At 72.9% G+C, this 22,282-nt stretch carries 21 protein-coding genes and 2 tRNA genes; 21 read left to right on the top strand and 2 right to left on the bottom strand.

Going from position 1 to position 22,282, the window contains the following annotated elements:
- Positions 1-118: 118 nt before the first annotated feature.
- On the bottom strand, positions 119-322 hold the full coding sequence (locus ACFY32_RS01000; protein WP_390673099.1) for a BTAD domain-containing putative transcriptional regulator: 204 nt from the start codon (positions 320-322) through the stop codon (positions 119-121).
- Positions 323-631: 309 nt separating this feature from the next.
- On the opposite strand from ACFY32_RS01000, the gene ACFY32_RS01005 reads away from it, so the two are divergent.
- The 7 genes from ACFY32_RS01005 (at position 632) to ACFY32_RS01035 (ending at position 6,679) form a co-directional block, all read left to right on the top strand.
- A complete protein-coding gene (locus ACFY32_RS01005; protein WP_390673100.1) occupies positions 632-1,054 on the top strand; it encodes a hypothetical protein in 423 nt (140 codons plus the stop codon).
- Positions 1,024-1,599, top strand: a complete 576-nt coding sequence (locus ACFY32_RS01010) for a trypsin-like serine protease (RefSeq protein WP_390673101.1) — start codon at positions 1,024-1,026, stop codon at positions 1,597-1,599. Before ACFY32_RS01005 ends, ACFY32_RS01010 begins: the two co-directional genes overlap by 31 nt.
- A 140-nt stretch (positions 1,600-1,739) precedes the next feature.
- Positions 1,740-2,846, top strand: a complete 1,107-nt coding sequence (gene proB, locus ACFY32_RS01015; RefSeq protein WP_359191939.1) for a glutamate 5-kinase — start codon at positions 1,740-1,742, stop codon at positions 2,844-2,846.
- Between the two features lie 136 nt (positions 2,847-2,982).
- Entirely contained in the window at positions 2,983-3,483 is a 501-nt protein-coding gene (locus ACFY32_RS01020) for a hypothetical protein (protein WP_390673102.1), read from the top strand.
- 72 nt (positions 3,484-3,555) lie between these two features.
- Positions 3,556-4,842 carry a glutamate-5-semialdehyde dehydrogenase gene (locus ACFY32_RS01025; protein WP_359191749.1) on the top strand — a complete coding sequence of 429 codons (1,287 nt, stop codon included), beginning with the start codon at positions 3,556-3,558 and terminating at the stop codon, positions 4,840-4,842.
- Between the two features lie 56 nt (positions 4,843-4,898).
- Positions 4,899-5,498: a hypothetical protein gene (locus ACFY32_RS01030; protein WP_359191746.1), complete on the top strand. Its 600-nt coding sequence runs from the start codon at positions 4,899-4,901 to the stop codon at positions 5,496-5,498.
- 113 nt (positions 5,499-5,611) lie between these two features.
- Positions 5,612-6,679 carry a hypothetical protein gene (locus ACFY32_RS01035; protein ID WP_390673103.1) on the top strand — a complete coding sequence of 356 codons (1,068 nt, stop codon included), beginning with the start codon at positions 5,612-5,614 and terminating at the stop codon, positions 6,677-6,679.
- 42 nt (positions 6,680-6,721) lie between these two features.
- Here ACFY32_RS01035 and ACFY32_RS01040 read toward each other — a convergent pair whose 3' ends face one another.
- Positions 6,722-7,921 (bottom strand): M48 family metallopeptidase, encoded by a 1,200-nt coding sequence (locus ACFY32_RS01040; protein WP_359191741.1) that lies wholly within the window; start codon positions 7,919-7,921, stop codon positions 6,722-6,724.
- A gap of 135 nt (positions 7,922-8,056) precedes the next feature.
- On the opposite strand from ACFY32_RS01040, the gene ACFY32_RS01045 reads away from it, so the two are divergent.
- From ACFY32_RS01045 to ACFY32_RS01110, 14 genes are all read left to right on the top strand, one after another.
- The gene (locus ACFY32_RS01045) at positions 8,057-8,218 is read left to right on the top strand and encodes a hypothetical protein (protein ID WP_359191738.1); all 162 of its coding nucleotides are present in this window, start codon (positions 8,057-8,059) and stop codon (positions 8,216-8,218) included.
- A gap of 131 nt (positions 8,219-8,349) precedes the next feature.
- Positions 8,350-8,514 (top strand): hypothetical protein, encoded by a 165-nt coding sequence (locus ACFY32_RS01050; protein WP_359191735.1) that lies wholly within the window; start codon positions 8,350-8,352, stop codon positions 8,512-8,514.
- An 82-nt stretch (positions 8,515-8,596) separates the two neighbouring features.
- On the top strand, positions 8,597-9,292 hold the full coding sequence (nadD, locus tag ACFY32_RS01055) for a nicotinate-nucleotide adenylyltransferase (RefSeq protein WP_359191733.1): 696 nt from the start codon (positions 8,597-8,599) through the stop codon (positions 9,290-9,292).
- Between the two features lie 20 nt (positions 9,293-9,312).
- Positions 9,313-11,097, top strand: coding sequence for an LCP family protein (locus ACFY32_RS01060; RefSeq protein WP_390673104.1), 1,785 nt, complete (start codon positions 9,313-9,315; stop codon positions 11,095-11,097).
- 77 nt (positions 11,098-11,174) lie between these two features.
- Positions 11,175-11,621 (top strand): ribosome silencing factor, encoded by a 447-nt coding sequence (gene rsfS, locus ACFY32_RS01065; protein ID WP_359191727.1) that lies wholly within the window; start codon positions 11,175-11,177, stop codon positions 11,619-11,621.
- Positions 11,618-12,289, top strand: a complete 672-nt coding sequence (locus ACFY32_RS01070) for a histidine phosphatase family protein (protein ID WP_390673105.1) — start codon at positions 11,618-11,620, stop codon at positions 12,287-12,289. Before rsfS ends, ACFY32_RS01070 begins: the two co-directional genes overlap by 4 nt.
- Before the next feature lie 92 nt (positions 12,290-12,381).
- A tRNA-Ala gene (locus ACFY32_RS01075) sits at positions 12,382-12,454 on the top strand.
- A 422-nt stretch (positions 12,455-12,876) separates the two neighbouring features.
- The gene (locus ACFY32_RS01080) at positions 12,877-13,110 is read left to right on the top strand and encodes a hypothetical protein (protein WP_004931461.1); all 234 of its coding nucleotides are present in this window, start codon (positions 12,877-12,879) and stop codon (positions 13,108-13,110) included.
- A 115-nt stretch (positions 13,111-13,225) separates the two neighbouring features.
- Positions 13,226-13,298: transfer RNA gene (locus ACFY32_RS01085), tRNA-Ala, on the top strand.
- A 423-nt stretch (positions 13,299-13,721) separates the two neighbouring features.
- Positions 13,722-16,598 (top strand): leucine--tRNA ligase, encoded by a 2,877-nt coding sequence (gene leuS, locus ACFY32_RS01090; RefSeq protein ID WP_359191721.1) that lies wholly within the window; start codon positions 13,722-13,724, stop codon positions 16,596-16,598.
- Between the two features lie 109 nt (positions 16,599-16,707).
- Positions 16,708-17,448 (top strand): hypothetical protein, encoded by a 741-nt coding sequence (locus ACFY32_RS01095; RefSeq protein WP_390673106.1) that lies wholly within the window; start codon positions 16,708-16,710, stop codon positions 17,446-17,448.
- A gap of 93 nt (positions 17,449-17,541) precedes the next feature.
- The gene (locus ACFY32_RS01100) at positions 17,542-18,387 is read left to right on the top strand and encodes a DegV family protein (RefSeq protein ID WP_359191715.1); all 846 of its coding nucleotides are present in this window, start codon (positions 17,542-17,544) and stop codon (positions 18,385-18,387) included.
- Between the two features lie 133 nt (positions 18,388-18,520).
- On the top strand, positions 18,521-19,648 hold the full coding sequence (locus ACFY32_RS01105; protein WP_390673107.1) for a helix-hairpin-helix domain-containing protein: 1,128 nt from the start codon (positions 18,521-18,523) through the stop codon (positions 19,646-19,648).
- Positions 19,645-22,221, top strand: a complete 2,577-nt coding sequence (locus tag ACFY32_RS01110; protein ID WP_390673108.1) for a ComEC/Rec2 family competence protein — start codon at positions 19,645-19,647, stop codon at positions 22,219-22,221. Before ACFY32_RS01105 ends, ACFY32_RS01110 begins: the two co-directional genes overlap by 4 nt.
- The last annotated feature ends 61 nt before the right edge of the window (positions 22,222-22,282 follow it).

The raw sequence follows: 22,282 nt of genomic DNA on the forward strand, positions 1-22,282 counted from the left end.
CGGCCCCGCGGGGGGGGGGGGGGGGGGGGGGGGGGGGGGGGGGGGGGGGGGGGGGGGGCGGGGGGGGGGGGGGGGGGGGGGGCGGCCCCCCGCGGGGGGGCCCCCCCCCCCCACCGCGTCAACCCCCGGCGGGCGCCTCGACCGGATCGCGGAGTATCCGCTCGTGCGTGCCGCGCAGGAGGTCACCTGGTTCGACACCCAACTCGCGCACGAGATGATGCCGGGTGTCGTGGAACACCTTCAGCGCGTCCGCTCGCCTCTGTGACCCGATGAGTGAACGGGGGGCCCTGCCACAGTTCCAGAGCTTATTCCAGCAGCGCACTCGCGTTTACTGCGTCCGCATTCCGGGCGCTTTCGGTGAGGCGACGGAAGCGATAGAGGTCAACCTGCTCCTTATCGACCCTGATCGCATATCCCTGTGGGCTCGTTTCTATTTTCGCACCGGAAGCTGACGTCAGTAGGCGTCTCAGCGCGGATACGTATCCCTGTATGGCGTTGCGTGCGCTCCCCGTGGGGTATTCACCCCACACGATATGCATCATCCTTTCCATGGATACTATTCGGTTCTCCCCGAGTACCGCTGAATTTTACCTCAGTCGGCTGTCGCTGAGGCAGTCATGCTGCTGTCTCCGTGGATCTGCTAATGCTGCTGCACGGAGTTGCGGCAGGAAATCAGAACGAGAGGCTGTATGTAGCCATTTTGCGTGCAATCACCAGTTCAGGTTTATATGTGGCAGTAAAAATGGGGATGTCGCCATGCGGTAGTGCATTCAACAGTCGTTCAGTGGATTTTCAGTGTGAGCGCGAACAGCGGTCGACGGCCCCAGTGAGCCTCTTCGGCGCGGGCGTACCGTCCGCAGTGGCCGACGAGGAACTCGACCTGGCTTTCCCGGTGGGCACCTCGGGGAAAGGGCTGACCGAATCCCCGACGGTGGTGAACGGAGAGGCGGCCGCTTCTGCAGACGGCATCGCCGCGATCCTCTACGGCAACGCCGACGAGGGCAGCGGGCGCGGCAATCTGCTGTGCACTGGTTCCATTATCGCCGAACGCTGACGGCGAAGCACTGCTTCTCCTCCACGGGCATCGGCCAGGACGCCTCCAAGATCCAGGTCCGGGTCAAGAGCACGCAGTTCAATGACGGCGGCGGAGTCATTCAGGTCGATGACATCAAGCTGCGGGGCGAACACGACATTGCCCCGCTCCATCTGACGCGCGAGGCGAACGCGGAGCATGTCCGTCTGGCGAGCGCCAGCCCGGTCGAAGGCGGCACCAACTACATCTTCGGACGGGGCTCACAAAGCAAGATAGGCGGCGCGGCCTCGAAGAGCCTGAAGCCGGCGACGATCAAGGTGAGCGACATCAACAGCAGGGATGTCCTGGGCGTGGGCCGCGGCATCCTCAGCTCCAAGGGCAACGGCATGGCCTGCTCCGGTGACTCCGGAGGTCCCCAGTTCAAGCTGGTCGACGGCAAGCGGTACCAGGTGGGTGTGACCTCAGGCGTCTACTACAGCAACAGCGACAACGTCTGCGTCGGCCCGATGTTGGCCGCTACCGTCCCCACCAGTCTCGACTGGATCAGGGGCGTCGCCGGTCTCTGATTCCTCCCCGCCGGACTCTCGCCCCCGGTGCGCCTGTCCGCCGTTTGATACGGAGCGCGCCACCGGTCAGGATGCGCGTAAGTTGCGGAGTGAGTTCGGACGCGAGGGGAAGAGCGCAGGTGGCAGCAGTGAGGCAGGCCGTGGGCGAGGCCCGCAGGATCGTCGTCAAGGTCGGTTCCTCGTCGCTGACCACCGCGGCCGGGGGCCTGGACGCCGACCGGGTCGACGCGCTCGTCGACGTCCTGGCGAAGGTGCGCGGCGGCGGGGAGCGGGAGATCGTCCTCGTCTCCTCCGGCGCCATCGCCGCCGGACTCGCCCCGCTCGGGCTGCGCCGCCGCCCCCGGGACCTGGCCCGCCAGCAGGCCGCCGCCAGCGTCGGCCAGGGCCTGCTGGTCGCCCGCTACACCGCCTCCTTCGCCCGCTACGGCGTCCGCGTCGGCCAGATCCTCCTCACCTCCGACGACATGAGCCGCCGCGCCCACCACCGCAACGCCTCGCGCACCCTGGACGCACTGCTCGCGATGGGCGCCTTCCCGATCGTCAACGAGAACGACACCGTCGCCACCGACGAGATCCGCTTCGGCGACAACGACCGGCTCGCCGCCCTCGTCGCCCACCTCGTCCACGCCGACCTGCTGGTCCTCCTCTCCGACGTGGACGGCGTGTACGACGGCGACCCGGCCCGGCCCGGCACCTCCCGGATCGCCGAGGTCCGCCGGCCCGCCGACCTGGCCGGCGTCGAGATCGGCAGCGCCGGCAAGGCGGGCGTCGGCACCGGCGGCATGGCCACCAAGGTCGAGGCGGCCCGGATCGCCGCCGCCGCCGGCATCCCGGTGGTGCTGACCAGCGCGGTGCACGCCGCCGACGCGCTCAGCGGCCAGGACACCGGCACCTGGTTCCACCCCACCGGCAAGCGCTCCGCCGACCGCCTGCTCTGGCTCCAGCACGCCTCCACCCCGCAGGGCGCGCTCACCCTGGACGACGGGGCGGTACGGGCCGTGGTCGAGCGCCGCAAGTCCCTGCTGCCGGCCGGGATCGCCGCCGTCGAGGGCGAGTTCGGCGCGGGCGACCCGGTCGAACTGCGGGACGGCGAGGGGCGCGCGGTGGCCCGGGGCCTGGTCACCTTCGACGCCAAGGAGATCCCCCGGCTCATCGGCCGCTCCACCCGGGAACTGGCCCGCGAACTCGGACCCGCGTACGAACGCGAGGTCGTACACAGGGACGATCTGGTGATCCTGCACCCGTAATGGGCGGAATCGTCCCCGCACCGGTGGTGGACGTTCCGCAAAACCGCCCCGCGACGCGTTGTGGCCTGCTCAACTTTTCCCAGAGACCAGCCCCGGCCGATCAGCGGGGCCGTCAGCGTGCGAGAAGGAGGCCGTCGTGAGACGAGTGCGCCCGGGGGCGGCGGCGTCCCGCGGCGGTCCAGGCTCCCGCGGTGCTACCGGCTCCCGTGGCGGTACCGGCTCCCGCGCGCCCGAGGAACGCGCCCTGACCAGCGTCGCCGCCGGGGACCGCTACCGCGGCGAGGACCCCCGGGACACCCCCCGCCTGTGGCACGTCACCCTCAGCGTCTCCGGCGCCCGGACCCCGCTGCCCGAGGTGCGGCGCGCCCTTGAGCAGCTCGCCCACGACCACCCCTTCCTGCTGACCAGCAGATACGCCGACGACCACGCCGAGATCCGGTACTGGGAGGAGGCCCGCGACCTGCACGACGCCGCGGCGGTCGCCCTGCGCCTGTGGGGCGAGCACCGGCAGACCGCGGGCCTGCCGCCCTGGGAGATCGTCGGCCTGGAGGTCATCGACCGCGCCACCTACCACCAGCGCATCGCCGCCGGTTACGGCCCGGCCCCGGCGACCCCGGTCGGCGTCCACCCGTTCTGACCCGCCGGCCGGGGTGTCTCGGGGTGTGGAACACGCTCCGGACGCCGCCGCCCGGCGCACTACCCTTCCCCCATGACCACGCTCTCGCCGTACGACTCGATGACCCCGGTCACCCGCGCCGCCTACCGGGCCAAGGCCGCCGCCGCCGACCTCGCGCCGCTGCCGCGGGCCGCGAAGGACGACGCGCTGCTCGCCGTCGCCGACGCGCTGGAGGTCCGTACCAGCGAGATCGTCGAGGCCAACGCGGCGGACGTGGCCAGGGCCCGCGAGGCCGGGACCGCCGAGGCCATCATCGACCGGCTGACCCTCACCCCGGAGCGGGTGCGGACCATCGCCTGCGACGTACGGGACGTCGTGGCGCTGCCCGACCCGGTCGGCGAGGTGGTCCGCGGCAACACCCTCCCCAACGGCATCGACCTGCGCCAGGTCCGCGTCCCGCTCGGCGTGGTCGGCATCATCTACGAGGGCCGGCCCAACGTCACCGTGGACGCCGCCGCCCTCTGCCTGAAGTCCGGCAACGCGGTCCTGCTGCGCGGCTCCTCCTCCGCGTACGCCTCCAACACCGCCCTGGTCCGGGTGATCCGCGACGCGGTCGGCGGCGCCGGACTGCCCGCCGACGCCGTCCAGGCGGTCCCCGGCGAGAACCGCGACAGCGTCCGCGAGCTGATGCGCGCCCGCGGCCTGGTCGACGTCCTCATCCCGCGCGGCGGCGCCTCCCTGATCAACACGGTCGTCCAGGAGTCCACCGTCCCCGTCATCGAGACCGGCACCGGCAACTGCCACGTCTACGTCGACGCCGCCGCCGACCTCGACATGGCCGTCGACATCCTGGTCAACAGCAAGGCCCAGCGGGTCGGCGTCTGCAACGCCGCCGAGACCCTCCTGGTCCACCAGGACATCGCCGCCGACTTCCTGCCCCGCGCCCTCGACGCCCTCGCCGACGCCGGGGTCACCGTGCACGCCGACGAGCGGGTGATGGCGTACGCCAAGGACTCCAGGGCCGCTGTCGTCGAGGCCACCCCGGAGGACTGGGAGACCGAGTACCTCTCCTACGACATCGCCGCCGCCGTCGTCGACTCCCTCGACAGGGCCGTGGAGCACATCCGGCTGTGGACCTCCGGCCACACCGAGGCCATCGTCACCACCTCGCAGCAGGCCGCCCGCCGCTTCACCCAGTTGGTCGACTCCACCACCGTCGCCGTGAACGCCTCCACCCGGTTCACCGACGGCGGCCAGTTCGGCTTCGGCGCCGAGATCGGCATCTCCACCCAGAAGCTGCACGCCCGCGGCCCGATGGGCCTGCCGGAGCTGACCAGCACCAAGTACATCGTCACCGGCGACGGCCACGTACGGCGCTGATCCCCCCCGCGCACCTGTCTCACCCAGCGGATCAATTTCCGTACGGTCTGCCCAAAATGACCCCCCAGGTCTACTCTGGAGCCGTGCCGGAGGACGTGGGGGGCACGCCGTTCCCGGACGGCTGGGAGCCCGACGACGACCACGACCGCGGGGTGTCGGACGAAGAGTTCGCCTCCGTGGTCTTCGACGAGGAGTTCGTGCGGGCGGCCCCGGTGCACGAGCCGACCGCCGTCGAGCGCCTCCTGGCCGCCGCCGAGGCCAGGGCCGAAGCCTTCGAGGCCGAGGCCCGCCGCTCCCGCCCCCGCTACGACGACGGGTACGGCGGCTACGGCCGCGACCTGGGCCACGACGACCCCGACGAGGACGTCGACCTGCTCGACCGCCCCTACGGCGCCCCCGGCACCTACGGCAGACAGGCCCGCTGGCACCGCCCCGTCGCCTGGCTGCTCGCCCTCGTCATGGGCGTCGGCATGGTCGCGCTGGCCTTCGCCGCCGTCTACCGGGGCGCCTCCTCCGACGGCGACCGCGAGCAGGCCCCGCCGCCCGCCTCCACCCGACCCGAGCGGGGCGGCACCGAACCCGAGGGCGCGGCCAGCCCCTCCGCCTCCGCCGACCACTCCGCACCCCCCGTCCCGGTGATTCCGCGCACTCCCTGAACGGCTCCCGGGCGGCCGCTTCCCCGCCCGGTCCCGGCCCTGCCGGGAATCCGCCGGAAGTTGGCGCGTACCAGGGCGTTTATCCGGGCGTCCCGCGACCTACCCTTGAAGACATGGGAGGGCCTTCAGACCCGCCTGAGGGGACACCCGAGGGCGCCCCCGGAGGCGGTGAGGACGAGTACCGATCCGTCGTCTTCGACGAGTCGTTCGTCCGCGCTGCCCAGCTCCAGGAGTTCTCCGCCGACGAGCGCATCACCGAGCACGCGCCCGCCGTGCGCCGCCGCGCGCCCCTGCACCGGGGACTGTCCCGGCAGGCCCTGATCCTGGTCGTGCTGATCGCCCTCGCCTTCGGCACCGCGATCTACATGGGCGTCCGGCACCCGTACCAGAACCCGGCCGCCGGGCAGTCCGACGAACCGCTGCGGATGACCGTCGTCCCGCTGGCGCCGCAGGGCCGGGTGCCCGGCGCCGCCGACGCCGACGAGCTGTACGCGCACAGTCCCGCCGCCCAGTTCCGCGTGGGCGCCGAGGGGGTGCCGCTGCCGTCCGCGCGCAGCACCGCGCACTTCTCGGACGAGCAGGTCATGAACGCCCTGATCACCGCCAAGAACTACGTCGTCCGCTCCGCCCTGGACCCGGAGGTGCTGACCGGGGGAGCGGTCCGCTCGGTGCGGATACTCCTCGACCCCGACCAGCTCGACCAGTTCGACGAGAGCTTCGACCGGCCCGCCGCCGACGGACGGCACGCGGCCACCGGCTGGCTGGTGCGCTTCGACCCGGCCCGCACCGAACTGGCCGACGACCAGGTCCGCGCCCAGGGCTCGCTGCACGCCGTGGAGAGCGACGCCTCCACCCTGGAGGTCACCGCCGACCACACCTTCGTCTATCCGCTGCGGCCCGCCGGCGACGACCGGGCCGAGGTCTCCCTGTTCACCGTCCGGCGCGAGCTGCACTTCCGCTTCGACCGGGACGACCTGCGGCTGCACCAGGCCCGGCTCACCGTCTCCTACGTCCAGGCCGGGCCGCTGTCCTGCGCCGAGGACTCCGCGAGCCGGCTGCGCCCGCTGCTGGCCGGCCAGACCGCCAAGCGGGGCGGCCCGGCCGGCACCGACCCGTACACCACGGACGGCGCGACCGCCCTGTGCGGCTCGCTGGCGGAGCGGGCGCAGCCGAGGGTGTAGCCAGGGCAAGGGGTGCTCGGCCGGCCGCCGTGCGCCCGGAGGTCAGCCGCGCGGTGGCCGCGGCGCGTCCGGACCGCCGGTCCCGTCGCCCGGACCGCCGGTCCCGCCGCCCGGACCGCCGGTCCCGTCGCCGCCGTCCGCCCCGTCCGGCCCGGCCGAGCGGCCCTCGGAGCCGCCGGTGTCCTTCGGCGGCCTGGGCTGGGTGGCGGTGAAGCCGCCGAAGCCGCGCCGCACCCGGTCGCCGAGGTCCCCGGCCCCGCCGGCTATGTCGTTCACCAGCTTCATCAGCGGGTCCTTCGAACCGCGGACGTTGCTCGCGTAGCTGGAGGCCGACTCGCGGAAGGAGTCGCGGACCGAGGTGTCCTTGTCCTCCGCGCGCCGCGGGTAGTGCCCGTCCATGATCCGCTGGTAGTCCCGGGACGCCTGCCACTTCTTCAGCTCGGCGGCCCGGACGGTGGTGAAGGGGTGGGAGCGCGGCAGCACGTTGAGGATCTTCAGCACGGAGTCGCGCAGGTCGCCGCCGGCCTCGTACTCCTCGGCCTGCTCCAGGAAGGCGTCCACGTTCATCTCGTGCAGGTGGTTGCCGCCGGCGATCTTCATCAGGCCGCGCATGGAGGCCCGCAGGTCCTGGCCGACCAGCAGTCCCGCGCGGTCGGCGGACAGCTCCGACTTGCGGAACCACTCGCGCAGCGCGGTCACGATCGCCATGACCGCCAGGTTGCCCAGCGGAATCCAGGCGACCCGGACGGCGAGCGAGGTCAGGAAGAGCAGGACGGTCCGGTAGACCGCGTGACCGGACAGCGCGTGCCCGACCTCGTGCCCGATGACCGCCCGCATCTCCTCCTCGTCGAGCAGCTCCACCAGACCCGTGGTGACGACGATGATCGGCTCGTCCAGGCCGATGCACATCGCGTTGGGCTGCGGGTCCTGGTTGACGTACATCGGGGGGACCTTCTCCAGGTCCAGGATGTAGCAGGCGTCGCGCAGCATGTCGTTCAGATGGGCGAACTGCCGGTCCGAGACGCGCACCGAGTCGGACAGGAACAGCAGCCGCAGGCTCCGCTCCGGCAGCAGGCCGCTGAGGGCCTTGAACACCGTGTCGAAACCGCTCAGCTTGCGCAGGGCCACCAGGGCGCTGCGGTCGGCCGGATGCTCGTACGCACGCGAGGAGATCCCGGAGAAGCGCCTGCGCTGCCTGCCGGGCACCTGCTCGTGCCCGTTGTGCTCGTGCCCTTCGGACATGTCTTCCCCCATGTGCGTGTCGATGGCCCGCTGTGAACCCTGTGCGGGTCTTTGTCCGTCCTTGGCGCCCCCGAGGCACCGCCCAGCCTAGGCCGAGATACCGTGGACGGGCAGTACAGCGAAGGAGTCCACGACATGGCGCACGTCCCCCACCCCGCCTGGCTCGCCGAGGCCGCGACCGCCGCCGGGCAGCCGGGCTCGGGCAACCTGCTGCGGATCGTCCTGATCGTGATGGTGCTGGGCTCCGTGCTGACCGCGTGGTTCCTGCTGCGGGGCTACAAGCGGAAGGACGACTGAGGCCGGCGGAAGGTTCCCCGGGACGCCGGGGGCGTCCCCAACGGCGGAGTCGGCGTGATCACCCCAGGGGCGCCCGCATACCATGAGCCGACGTCTTTATCCCGCCCACACCTGATAGGTCCCTGCCGATGATGAGCATCCACAGCACCGCTGCCCAGTTGGTCACCCTCGCCGCCGAGGGCGAGGGGCACGGGGGCAACCATCAGAGCCTGAGCCCCTTCCTGACCGGCGGCGGCGCCCTCGTCATCCTGCTGCTCCTGCTGTGGGTCACCACGCGTTTCAACCGCGACCGCTGACCCGCGCCCGGCGCCCGCGCGGGCGCCGCAGGGGGGAACTGGCGGCCGAGGCTCGCACGCCGGGCCGGTAGGGTCTGCACGCATGGGAGAGCAGGACATGCCTACCGGCCCGGCGCACGACGCGGAAGACGGCACGGTGGGCGGCGCAGCACACCGCCCGGCCCCCGGCCGGGCCACCGGCCCCGGCAGCGGCCGGCGCCGCCTCGGCGTCATGGGCGGCACCTTCGACCCGATCCACCACGGGCACCTGGTGGCGGCCAGCGAGGTCGCCGCGCAGTTCCACCTCGACGAGGTGGTCTTCGTGCCCACCGGGCAGCCCTGGCAGAAGAGCGACCGCGAGGTCTCCGCGGCCGAGGACCGCTATCTGATGACGGTCGTGGCCACCGTCGAGAACCCGCAGTTCTCGGTCAGCCGCATCGACATCGACCGCGGCGGCCCCACCTACACCGTGGACACCCTGCGCGACCTGCGCGCCCTCAACCCGGACACGGACCTGTTCTTCATCACCGGCGCCGACGCGCTCGCCCAGATCCTCACCTGGCGCGACAGTGAGGAACTCTTCTCCCTGGCACACTTCATCGGAGTCACCCGGCCCGGCCACACGCTGACGGACGCGGGACTGCCCAAGGGCGGCGTCTCGCTCGTCGAGGTCCCCGCCCTCGCCATCTCCTCCACCGATTGCCGTGCGAGAGTCGCCAAGGGCGACCCCGTCTGGTATCTGGTGCCGGACGGAGTCGTGCGCTACATCGACAAGCGCCAGTTGTACCGCGGCGACTGAGCCGAGAGGGGCCCCCACCGGTGAACGACCAGTACGACGCGGGATACGGCAGCGGTCAGGACGGCCCGTACGGCGCGGGACAGGGCAGCGGCCATGACGGCCGGTACGACGCGGGGTACGGCAGCGGTCCCGACGGCCCGTACGAACTCGTCGGCTACGACGAGTACGGCCGGCCCGTCTACGGCCGGCCCCCGGCGCAGCCCGCCGTCCCGCAGCAGCCGTACGACCCGTACGCGCAGCAGCAGTACCGACAGCAGCAGCAACAGCACCAACAGGGCTACGGCTACGACCCGTACGCCCAGCAGCAGCCCTACGACCCCTACGGCACCCCGGACACGGGACAGCAGCCGCCGGTCCCCGCCCAGGACGCCTACGGCTACGACCCGTACGCCCAGGCGGCGCCCGAGCCGGCGGTCCACGACGACCCCTACGGCCGGGCGGGGGCCGCCGCGCAGCCCGCGGTGGCCGAGCAGACCGCCCGCATCCCGCAGCAGGCGGGTCCGCCCGAGGAACCGCGGGAAGCGGCCGAACCGGACTACCGCACCGAGCAGTTCGCCTTCGTCGAGGAGCCGGACGGCGACTCGGAGGACGTCATCGACTGGATGAAGTTCACCGAGAACCGCACCGAGCGCCGCGAGGAGGCCCGGCGCCGCGCACGGGCGCGTGCCGTCGCCCTCGGCGTCGTCCTCGCCCTGGTGGCGGTCGGCGGGATCGGCTACCTCTGGTACGCCGGAAAGCTCCCCGGCCTGTCCTCGTCCGACTCCGCGACGGGTGGTACGGCGGCGGCGGGCGCCCAGAAACGCGATGTGATCGCCGTCCACCTGCACGACACCGACGGCGGCGAGACCTCCACGGCCCTGCTGGTGGACAACACCACCACCGAGCGGGGCACCACCGTGCTGGTGCCCAACGCCCTCGCGCTGACCGGCGACGACGGCAGCGCCACCACGCTGGCCAAGTCGGTCGACGCCGGCCCGGACGCCACCCAGGCCGCGCTGGACTCCGCCCTCGGCACCGACATCGAGGGCACCTGGCGGCTGGACACGCCGTACCTGCAGAACCTCGTCGACCTGGTCGGCAACATCGACGTCGACACCGACGCCGACGTGCCCGACCCCGGCGCCAAGGGCAAGGACCCCGCCACCCTCGTCCACCGGGGCGAGGACCAGACCCTCAGCGGCAAGATGGCCGTCGCCTACGCCACCCACCAGGGCCCCGGCGAGGCGCAGGACGCCCAGCTCAAGCGGTTCGGTCAGGTCATGCAGGCGGTGCTGCGCAAGCTCTCCTCCGACCCGGGGGCCGCGACGACCACCGTCCAGACGCTGGGCATGATCCTGGACCCGCCGCTGACCGACAAGGACCTCGGCGCCTTCCTCGCCGGGCTCGCCGACCGCGCCAAGGGCGGCGACTACACGACGACCCTGCTGCCCGTCCAGGACGACGGCACGCTCAGCGCCGAGACCGCCGACAACGTCGTCAAGGACGTCCTGGGCGGCACCGCCAAGAGCCCCGACGAGGACGCGGCGGTCAGCGTCTCGGTGCGCAACGCCACCGGTGACAAGGGCGACACCGCCAAGGCCCGGGTCGTCCTGCTCAACGGCGGCTTCACCTTCCTGGAGGGCGGCACCGCCTCCGCCACCGAGGCCACCTCCGAGGTGCGCTACGCGGACGCCGCCGACAAGGAGCAGGCCACCGAGGTCGCCAAGACCCTCGGCCTGCCCGCCGGCGCGGTCGCCAAGGGCGAGGTGCCCGCCAACGCGCGGGTGTCGGTCGTCCTCGGCCAGGACTACCGGCCGTCCTCGTGACCGTGCGTGATCATCTGAGGCGAGGTCGGCGGTCATGAGACCCTGGTGTCAAGTGACCGCCGACCGAAAGCCACGTAGTGACCGCGACCGACCGCTCCCTTGAACTGATCACCACCGCAGCCCAGGCCGCTGCCGACAAGCTCGCGCACGACATCATCGCCTACGACGTCAGCGACGTGCTGTCGATCACGGACGCCTTCCTGCTGGCCTCCGCCCCCAACGACCGCCAGGTCAAGTCGATCGTCGACGAGATCGAGGAACGGCTCAGCAAGGAGCTGGGCGCCAAGCCGGTGCGCCGCGAGGGCGACCGGGAGGCCCGCTGGGTCCTCCTCGACTACGTCGACATCGTCGTACACGTCCAGCACAGCGAGGAGCGCGTCTTCTACGCCCTGGAGCGGCTGTGGAAGGACTGCCCCGAGCTGGACCTGCCGGCCGACGCCAAGGCCACCCGCGGCAAGGGCGAGGAGCACGCCCGCGCCCGCGCCGCCGAGGAGTCCGGGGAGCCGGGCGGGGAGTGGCGATGAGCGCGACCGGTGAGGTGACCTCCGGCCGGGCCGGCCGGGGCCGCCGCATCATCCTCTGGCGGCACGGCCAGACCGCCTGGAACGTGGAGCGCCGCTTCCAGGGCACCACGGACGTCGGGCTGACCGGGACCGGCGTGGCCCAGGCCCGCCGGGCGGCCCGGCTGCTGGCGGCCTGCGAGCCCGACGCGATCGTCGCCTCCGACCTCTCCCGGGCCGCGGACACCGCGGCCGAGCTGGCCGCCCTCACCGGCCTGGAGGTGGCCCTCGACGAGGGCCTGCGGGAGACCTACGCGGGCGTCTGGCAGGGCCTGACGCACGAGGAGATCATCGCCCGGTACGGCGCGGAGTACGCCGCCTGGAAGCGCGGCGAGTCCGTCCGCCGGGGCGGTGGCGAACTGGAGACCGAGGTCGCCGACCGCGCCGCCCCCGTGGTGCTCCGGCACGTGGAGAAGCTCCCCGAGGACGGCACGCTCGTCGTGGTCAGCCACGGCGGCACCATCCGCACCACCATCGGGCGCCTTCTCGGCCTGGAGTCCGGCCACTGGGAGAGCCTGGGCGGCCTGACCAACTGCTGCTGGTCCGTCCTCGGCCAGGGCGCCCGCGGCTGGCGCCTGCTGGAGCACAACGCCGGCACCCTGCCGGAGCCGGTGCTCGGCGACGACGACTGAGACACCTGCCGGGACCCGGATTTCACTTTCCGGCAGGTCGCAGGCTAAAGTTCTTCTTGTTCGCCCCGCCGAGCGGGAAGAACACCGGCCCAGGGGCTATAGCTCAGTTGGTAGAGCGCCTGCATGGCATGCAGGAGGTCAGGAGTTCAATTCTCCTTAGCTCCACTTGGTTCCACGGATGAATCCCGTCCCCTTAGGGGGGCGGGATTTTTTCGTCGGCCACCGATCGAGCGGCCACCGATCGAGCGGCCACCGATCGAGCGATCGCCGCCCCGGCGGCGTATACCTCCGCGGAGGTCCGCCGGAACGCCGTGTCCGGACTGGTACTGAGGCGTCGCTGACCGTGTCGGTCCGGTCGTGGCAGAATCAAATGGCCGGAAGGGGGCGCGGCCCGACGGGAGGGAGTGGCGATGCCTGCGAGCATCCGCGAGGAGGTCGACGGCCTCCGCCGAGCGTTGTCGACACGGAACACTGCCACCCGTCTCCACTGCCCTTCCTGCGGTTCCGCGCACGTCGCCCAGGTCCTCGGGGACAACGGCGGCATCTCGTACGTGTGCACCGCCTGCGGCCATGGCTGGAGCTGATGCATGGGCGCGCACAGGCGGAAGTGCGACTGGTGCGGGAGCGGCACCCCGATCGTCCGGGACATGGAACCGATCAACCCCGAGTACCAGTACTGGTGCGAGGAGTGCGCGCGGGCGCTGATCATAAAAGGCGACCCGATCGAGACGTACCGCGAACTCGAGGGCGAGCCGATCTACGGCCGGCTGCTGGAGGAGCACTGCACGCTCAAGAGGTTCTACTCCTTCGTCACCGCGTGATCCACGGAGCTGAACAAAAGGGCAAATCGGGCAGAGCGGAAACGATTTGGTGTTGGGCCCGGGGGACCGTGTAAAGTTGGCGTCGCCGCCGGGGAAACCGGCGGAAGCACCATAAGGGGCTATAGCTCAGTTGGTAGAGCGCCTGCATGGCATGCAGGAGGTCAGGAGTTCAATTCTCCTTAGCTCCACAAGAAGAAAGATCCCCCGGTCCGCAGGGACCGGGGGATCTTCTCGTTTCCACGGCGGGCTTCCGTCCGCCGCCGCGCCGCCGCCCGGGACGCCCCTCGGGGACCCGGCCCCCTCGGACAGCGGCAGCACGCCCCGTACTGGAGTTATCGGGCCGTTATCGCACGGCCTCGTACCGCCGTCCGGATTCCCGTGGCAGCGCGTCGCGGCCCGCCAGGCGGCTGCGGTACCCTGACGCCATGCGTGCCGTACGCCTTCTGCTTAGCGAGCCGCGCTGATCAGTACCGACCACCGGCGCTCCGGTAGGTCGGCATCGGCGCGGCGTCCCCTCCTGTGCGAGGGGATTTTTCATTTCCGTCCCGGACGGCCGTCCTGGACGAAAGTCGCAGCCGCAGGCGAAGACGATCGATGGAGCTTTGAGGATCATGAGCGAGACGAACCCCGCTGCCACCGCCGAGGTGGCCGCGCCGCACCGCTACACGGCCGCCCTGGCGGCCGAGGTCGAGGCACGCTGGCAGGACTTCTGGGACGCCGAGGGCACCTACGCGGCACCGAACCCGAGCGGTGACCTGGCGGGCGACCCGGAGACGGTCGCCAAGCCCAAGAAGTTCATCATGGACATGTTCCCGTACCCGTCCGGCGCGGGCCTGCACGTCGGCCACCCCCTGGGGTACATCGCGACCGACGTCTTCGCCCGCTTCCAGCGGATGACCGGCCACAACGTCCTGCACACCCTGGGCTTCGACGCCTTCGGCCTGCCCGCCGAGCAGTACGCCGTGCAGACCGGCACGCACCCGCGCGTGTCGACCGAGGCCAACATCAAGAACATGCAGAGCCAACTGCGCCGGCTGGGCCTGGGCCACGACAAGCGCCGGTCGTTCGCCACGATCGACCCGCACTACTACAAGTGGACCCAGTGGATCTTCCTGCAGATCTTCAACTCCTGGTACGACGACGAGGCGCGCAGGGCCCGCCCGATCGCCGAGCTGGTCGCCCAGTTCGAGGCCGGTGAGCGGGAGGTCCCCGGCGGCCGCGCCTGGAACGAGCTGACCGACGCCGAGCGCGCCGACGTCCTGGGCGAGTACCGCCTGGCCTACGCCTCCGACGCGCCCGTCAACTGGTGCCCCGGCCTGGGCACCGTGCTGGCCAACGAGGAGGTCACCGCCGACGGCCGCTCCGAGCGCGGCAACTTCCCGGTGTTCAAGGCCAAGCTGCGCCAGTGGAACATGCGGATCACCGCCTACGCGGACCGCCTGCTGGAGGACCTGGAGGAGCTGGACTGGCCCGAAGCCATCAAGCTGCAGCAGCGCAACTGGATCGGCCGCAGCGAGGGCGCCCGCGTCGACTTCCCCGTCGACGGCGACCACATCACGATCTTCACCACCCGCCAGGACACCCTGTTCGGCGCCACCTACATGGTGCTGGCCCCCGAACACCCCCTGGTGGAGAAGTTCACGCCGGCCGCCTGGCCCGAGGGCACCCGCGAGGCGTGGACCGGCGGGCACGCCACCCCCGCCGACGCCGTCGCCGCCTACCGCGCGCAGGCCGCCGCGAAGTCCGACGTCGAGCGGCAGGCCGAGGCCAAGGACAAGACCGGTGTCTTCACCGGCGTGTACGCGACCAACCCGGCCAACGGCGAGAAGATCCCGGTCTTCATCGCCGACTACGTCCTGATGGGCTACGGCACCGGCGCGATCATGGCCGTCCCCGCCCACGACACCCGGGACTTCGCCTTCGCCCGCGCCTTCGAGCTGCCGGTGCGCTGCGTCGTCGAGCCCACCGACGGCCGCGGCACCGACACCACCGCCTGGGACGACGCCTTCGTCTCGTACGACGCGAAGATCGTCAACTCCGCCGGCGCGGACGTCTCCCTGGACGGTCTGGGCGTCATCGAGGCCAAGGCGCGCATCACCGAGTGGCTGGCCGCCCGGGGCATCGGCGAGGGCACCGTCAACTTCCGGTTGCGGGACTGGCTGTTCAGCCGCCAGCGCTACTGGGGCGAGCCCTTCCCGATCGTCTACGACGAGGAGGGCATCGCCCACCCGCTGCCCGAGTCGATGCTGCCGCTGGAGCTGCCCGAGGTCGAGGACTACAGCCCCCGCACCTTCGACCCGGACGACGCCGACACCCAGCCCGAGACCCCGCTGTCGCGCAACGAGGACTGGGTCCACGTCACCCTGGACCTGGGCGACGGCCGCGGCCCGCGCCGGTTCCGCCGCGAGACCAACACCATGCCCAACTGGGCCGGTTCCTGCTGGTACGAACTGCGCTACCTGGACCCGCACAACTCCGAGAAGCTGGTCGACCCGGAGATCGAGCGGTACTGGATGGGCCCGCGCGAGGGCCAGCCGCACGGCGGCGTCGACCTGTACGTCGGCGGCGCCGAACACGCCGTGCTGCACCTGCTGTACGCCCGCTTCTGGTCCAAGGTGCTGTACGACCTGGGGCACATCTCCTCGGCCGAGCCGTTCCACAAGCTGTACAACCAGGGCATGATCCAGGCGTACGTCTACCGGGACGCGCGTGGGATCGCGGTGCCGGCCACCGAGGTGGAGGAGCGCGACGGCGCCTACTACTACCAGGGCGAGCAGGTCTCCAGGCTGCTGGGCAAGATGGGCAAGTCCCTGAAGAACGCGGTCACCCCGGACGAGATCTGCGCCGAGTACGGCGCCGACACGCTGCGCCTGTACGAGATGGCGATGGGCCCGCTGGACGTCTCCCGGCCGTGGGACACCCGCGCGGTGGTGGGCCAGTTCCGGCTGCTGCAGCGGCTGTGGCGCAACGTCGTGGACGAGAGCACCGGCGAGGTCACCGTCGTCGACGCCGAGCCGGACGAGGAGACGCTGCGGGCGCTGCACAAGGCGATCGACGGCGTGCGCGGCGACCTGGAGGGCATGCGGTTCAACACCGCCATCGCCAAGGTCACCGAGCTGAACAACCACCTGACCAAGACCGGCGGCCCGGTCTCCCGGACGGTCGCCGAGTCCCTGGTGCTGATGGTGGCGCCGCTGGCCCCGCACATCGCCGAGGAGCTGTGGCGCAAGCTGGGCCACCCCGACTCGGTCGTCCACCAGGACTTCCCGGTCGCCGACCCGGCCTACGTCGTGGACGACACCGTCACCTGTGTGGTGCAGGTCAAGGGCAAGGTCAAGGCCCGCCTGGAGGTCTCCCCGGCCATCTCCGCCGAGGAACTGGAGAAGGTCGCGCTGGCCGACGAGAAGGTCGTGGCCGCGCTGGACGGGGCCGGAATCCGCAAGGTCGTCGTGCGCGCGCCGAAGCTGGTGAACATCGTGCCTGCGTAGCCGCCCGCGTCTCGGGGTGGTCCCCTACGGGCAGGTTCGGGGTTCTGACGGAACTCCGGACCTGCCCGCTGCGTTTACGGTGGAAGAGTGGCGCGGTGGGCAGCGCGCCATGTCCGCAGGGCCCGAGGAGGAACACGTGGAAACAGCGCTCGCAGTCGTCGCCCTCCTCTTCGTGCTGATGGTCCTCCTCGGCGCCTACGCCACGGTGAAGGCCGTCGGCGCCGCCAAGCGGGGCGTGGACCGCGGCATCACCCAGGCCCGCCGCACGGTCGAGGAGCACACCCTGCGGGCCAAGTCCCTCGTCCAGGTCGGCCCGGCGGGCGAACTCGCCCAGCTCCGGCTGACCCTGCGCTCCTCGATGCGGGCCACCCAGGACGCGCTGCACGCGGGCGCGTCCGACGACGCGTCCCTCAAGGAGTCCCTCGCCCTCTTCGAGCGGCTCAGCGCCCACGGCCACGAACTCGACGGCGAGCTGCGGCGCCTGGAGTCCGAGCCCGACCGCGCCACGCTCGCCGAGCGCCTCCCCGGGCTGCGGGAGCGCACCGAGCGCATCACCCAGGCGGCGGACTCCCTGCGCTGGGCGGCCCGCGACCGGGCCCGCCGGTTCGCGGACGACGACCTGGACACCCTGAGCGCGCAGATCGACCTAGAGGCGGGCGCCCTGCGGCACTGGACCCGGACGGAGCCCTCCTCGACGCAGCCCCCGTGGCCCGAGGCCCCGGCCGCCGACGACCAGCCGGCCGCGCGGCCGGCCCCCGCCGAGGAGCCGGCGCCGCCCGCCCTCGACCGGTCCCGTCCGCGCCCGGTCCACCCCTGGCAGAAGAAGGCCCGGCCGGAGAGCACGACCTGAGCGCGCGGGTGACGCGCGGGTGACGTGCGCGTGCCCCACCGGTGGCCGGGGCCGGACTGCCGCGCGGCCACTACGGCAGGTAACCTCCAGCTCATGTCCCGCCATGTCGCGATCGTCACCGATTCAACGGCCTACCTGCCGGCCCGGACGATGGAGCGCCACGGCATCACCGCGGTACCGCTGACCGTCGTCCTCGGCGACCGGGCCCTGGAAGAGGGCACCGAGATCTCGACCCGTTCGCTGGCCCAGGCCCTGCAGAAGCGGCGCCCGGTCACCACCTCCCGGCCCAGCCCCGAGCTGTTCGCCCGGACCTACCGCGAGATCGCCGGGACCGGCGCCACCGGCATCGTCTCCCTCCACCTCTCCGCCGAACTCTCCGGCACGTACGACGCGGCGGTCCTCGCGGCCCGCGAGGCACCGGTCCCGGTACGGGTCGTGGACACCGGCATGATCGCGATGGCCCTCGGCTTCTGCGCGCTGTCCGCGGCCGAGGCGGCGGAGGGCGGCGGCACCGTGGACGAGGCCGTCACCGCGGCGGAGAAACGGGCCGCGGGCACCTCCGCCTACTTCTACGTCGACACCCTCGACTACCTGCGGCGCGGCGGCCGGATCGGGGCCGCGCAGGCGCTGCTCGGCTCCGCGCTCGCGGTGAAGCCCCTGCTGCAACTGGGCGGCGGCCGGATCGAACCCCTGGAGAAGGTGCGTACCGCCTCCAAGGCGATCGCCCGCCTGGAGGAGATCGTCGCCGACCGGGCGGGCGGCGCGCAGGTCGACATCGCCGTCCACCATCTCGCCGCCCCGGAACGGGCGTCGGCCCTCGCGGACCGGCTGCGCACCCGCCTGTCCGGGCTGGCCGACCTGCATGTGAGCGAGGTGGGGGCGGTGATCGGGGCGCACACGGGGCCCGGGTTGCTGGGGGTCGTGGTTTCGCCTCGGTGAGCTGAGGGCCGGCTCCGGCTTCCGCCAAGGCTGGTCGCTCGTACGGGTGATGGAGTTTTCCACAACCGGCTGGTGATCCCCGGAAATCGACCATGATCATCGCGATAGTGCCGAGGTGTCGGATTCTCGCCGCATGGCACTTCGATCACGTTCACGCATGTCGGCCGCGACCAGCGGTCCCGGCCGCGCCCCCGCTTCCGACGGCCGGGTCCGGCATCGCCGTGCACCCCGTGCGCGCGGCCCGGTACGGCACGGCCGGCACCCGTCGGCTCAGGAACTGCGGCGCCGGGCGGAGACGCTGTTCGCGCGGCACGACGAGCGCGCCGAACTGCCGGGGGAGTGGCAGGAGTCGGGAAAGGGACCGCCGGGGCGGGCGGAGCCCGTCGACGTGGGGGACGAGGGCCCCGGTGGCGGGGCGGCGGTCGCCGGGACGGGTGCCGAGGCGGCTGTCCATGCGACTGTCGGGGGCGGTTCCCGGCGGGAGCGGCTCCGGCTCGCGCTGCGGGAGCGGATGCCGGTGTGGTTGCAGACGCGGTGCGGTCTGGAGCGGCGCGGTGTGCTGGCGCTGACCGTCGTGCTGGTCGCCGCCGCCGGGCTCGCGGCGCAGCACTTCTGGACCGGCCGCACCGAGACCGTGCGCCCGCCCGAAGTGGTGGGGACGGCGGCCTATGGAGGAGAGGAGGGGGGAGGGAAGGCGGCGAGCACGAAGGCCGTGGGCCCAGGTGGGCCGGGGGCCACGGCCAGCCCCGGTGCTCCCGGTGCTCCCGGTGCTTCCGGCGCCTCCGGTGCTCCCGGTGGTGAGATCGTCGTCGATGTCAGCGGCAAGGTGCGGGAGCCGGGGGTCCACCGGTTGCCGGCCGGTTCACGGGTCGAGGACGCGTTGCGCGCGGCCGGTGGTGTCCGTCCGGGTACGAACACCGACTCGCTGAACCGGGCCCGGTTCCTCGTGGACGGCGAGCAGGTGAGCGTCGGCACGGCCGTCGCGGGTGCGGGTGCGGGTACGGGTGCCGGCGGAGGCGCCGGCCCGGCCGGTGGCGCGACGGGGGCGGCACCGGGGGCGGCGCCCGCGGCTCCCCTCTCCCTGAACACGGCGACCGTCGAACAGCTCGACACCCTGCCGGGAGTCGGCCCGGTGCTCGCCGGACACATCGTCAGCTACCGCACCGAGCACGGCGGCTTCCGCTCGGTGGACGAACTGCGCGAGGTCGACGGCATCGGTGAGCGGCGCTTCGCCGACCTGCGCGACCTGGTCCGGCCATGAGCCGCCCGCCCGCAGCGTCCCCGGCGCGGGAGCGGTCGGCCGTACACGCCGCCTCCGGGAAACGGCTCGGCGCCTCCCGCCCCCGGCAGGAGGGCCCGCCGGACCTGCGGCTGGTACCGCCGGCCCTGGCGGCCTGGGCGACGGCGGCCCTGCTGCTGGGCCGGTCGCCCGGCTGGGCGGTCGGCGCGGTGGCGGGCTGCGCGGCCGTGGGCGGTGTGCTCGGCACGGTGTGGTGGTGGAGGGGACGCGGGACGGGAGGTGCCGGAGCGGCGGTCCGGCGGGTGGGGGAGGGGCACCGGCCCGCGCTCGCCGCCCTGTTGCTGTGTGCCGCCGCGTCCGCCGCGTCGGCCGGGCTGCACGGCGCGGACCTGCACCGGGGGCCGGTGCCGGAGCTGGCGGGGCGGCACGCCACCGTCACCGCCGAGGTGGAGCTGACCTCCGACCCGCGGTTCACCCGCCCCCGGGTCCGCGGCGACCGAGCGGCCCCGCCCGCCGTACTGATCGACGCCGAGGTCCGGCGCGTGGAGCGGACGGACGGGACGGCGGTGGCGACCCGGACACCGGTGCTGATGATCGTCGACGCGGGCGCCCCGCCGCCGGGGCCGACGGCCGGCCGGACCCGTGCCTCGCCGTGGCTCGGCCTGCTGCCCGGCACCAGGCTGCGGATCACCGCGCGGTCGGCGCCCCCGGCGGTGGACGGCGACCGGATCGCGGCCGTGCTGCGGGTCCGGGGCGGTCGGGAACCGCAGGTCGTGGCCGGACCGTCGGGAGCGCAGCGCCTCGCGGGCCGGCTGCGCGCCGGGCTGCGGCAGGCCACCGACGGCCTGTCCACGGACGCCAGGGCGCTGCTGCCGGGGCTGGTCGTCGGGGACACGGCACGCGTCACCCCCGAACTGGACGAGGCGTTCAAGGAGACCGACCTCGCGCACACGCTGGCCGTGAGCGGGGCCAACTTCACGATCCTGCTGGCCCTGCTGCTGGGTCCGCCCGGACTGGCCCAGTACAGCGAGCGCCGGGGACTGGCCCCCCGGCTCGGCATCTCGCTGCGGACCACCGCGCTGCTCGGCGGTGCGCTCGCGCTCGGGTTCGTGATCGTGTGCCGGCCGGACCCGAGTGTGCTGCGGGCGGCGGCCTGCGGCTGCGTCGCGCTGCTCGCCCTGGCCACCGGGCGCCGCCGGTCCCTGCTCCCGGCGCTCGCGACGGCGGTGCTGCTGCTGGTGCTCCACGACCCCCGGCTCGCCCGGAGTTACGGCTTCCTGCTCTCCGTGCTGGCCACCGGGGCCCTGCTCACGCTGGCCCCGCGCTGGAGTGCCGCGCTGCGCGGGCGGGGGGTGCCGCCCCGGCTCGCCGAGGCGCTGGCCGCCGCTGCCGCCGCGCAGGCGCTGTGCGCGCCGGTCGTCGCCGTGCTGTCGGCGCGGGTGAGCCTGGTGGCGGTGCCGTGCAACCTGCTGGCGGAGTTCGCGATCGCGCCGGCCACGGTCCTCGGCTTCGGGGCGCTGGCGACCGCGCCGCTGGCGATGCCGGTGGCGAAGGCGCTGGCGTGGTGCGCGAGTTGGCCAGTGGAGTGGCTGGCCTCGGTGGCCCGGACGGGGGCGGGGCTGCCGGGCGCGGGGGTGGACTGGCCCGGAGGCTGGGCGGGGGCGGCGCTGCTGGCGTTGCTGACGGCGAGCGTGCTGTTCGCGGGCCGGCGGTTGCTGCGGCATCCGTGGTGGTGCGGGGTCTGCGCGGTGCTGCTGGCGCTGGCGGTGGTGCGGCCGGCGCCGCTGACCCGGGTGCTCACCGCCTGGCCGCCACCGGACTGGCGGCTCGCCATGTGCGACGTGGGGCAGGGCGACGCGATGGTCCTGGCGGCCGGTCCGGGCACGGGCGTGGTGGTGGACGCCGGACCCGACCCGGCGCTCGTCGACCGCTGCCTGCGCTCCCTCGGCGTCACCCGTGTCCCGCTCGTCGTGCTCACCCACTTCCACGCCGACCATGTGACCGGCCTGCCCGGGGTGCTGCGGGGACGCGCGGTGGGCGGGATCGAGACGACCGCCTTCGAGGAACCCCCGGACCAGGTGGCGTCGGTGCGCCGACAGGCGGCGGCGCACCGGGTCCCGGTACGGCACGCCGTCGCCGGGGAGCAGCGGCGGTCCGGGACGCTGTCCTGGCAGGTCCTCTGGCCGCCACCGGCCCCGGGACCCGGCGGCGACGCACCGGCCCCGGAGGGGCCCAACGACGCCAGCGTCACCCTGCTGGTCAGGACGGCCGGGTTGCGGCTGCTGCTCCTCGGCGACCTGGAACCACCGGCCCAGCGGGCGCTGGCCCGCTCACCGGCGGCCCCGGCGCTGAAGGAGGTGGACGTCCTGAAGGTGGCCCATCACGGCTCGGCGTACCAGGACCCCGGGCTGCTGCGGGCGGCGGCCCCACGGGTGGCGCTCGTCTCGGCCGGCGAGGACAACCCGTACGGCCATCCGGCGCCCGGCACGCTGGCGGCGCTGCGCGCCCGGGGTACGACGGTGCTGCGGACGGATCGGGACGGGGCCCTGGCGGTCGCGGGCACGGGGGAGAAGCTGCGGGTGACGAGCGAGTGAAAGCGCGGAGTACGCGACGGGGGACGTGAATTCGGTTCACAGGGTGTCATCCGGCCGGCCC

Origin of the sequence: Streptomyces sp. NPDC000134 (assembly GCF_042899225.1) — a bacterium.
GTDB lineage: Bacteria > Actinomycetota > Actinomycetes > Streptomycetales > Streptomycetaceae > Streptomyces.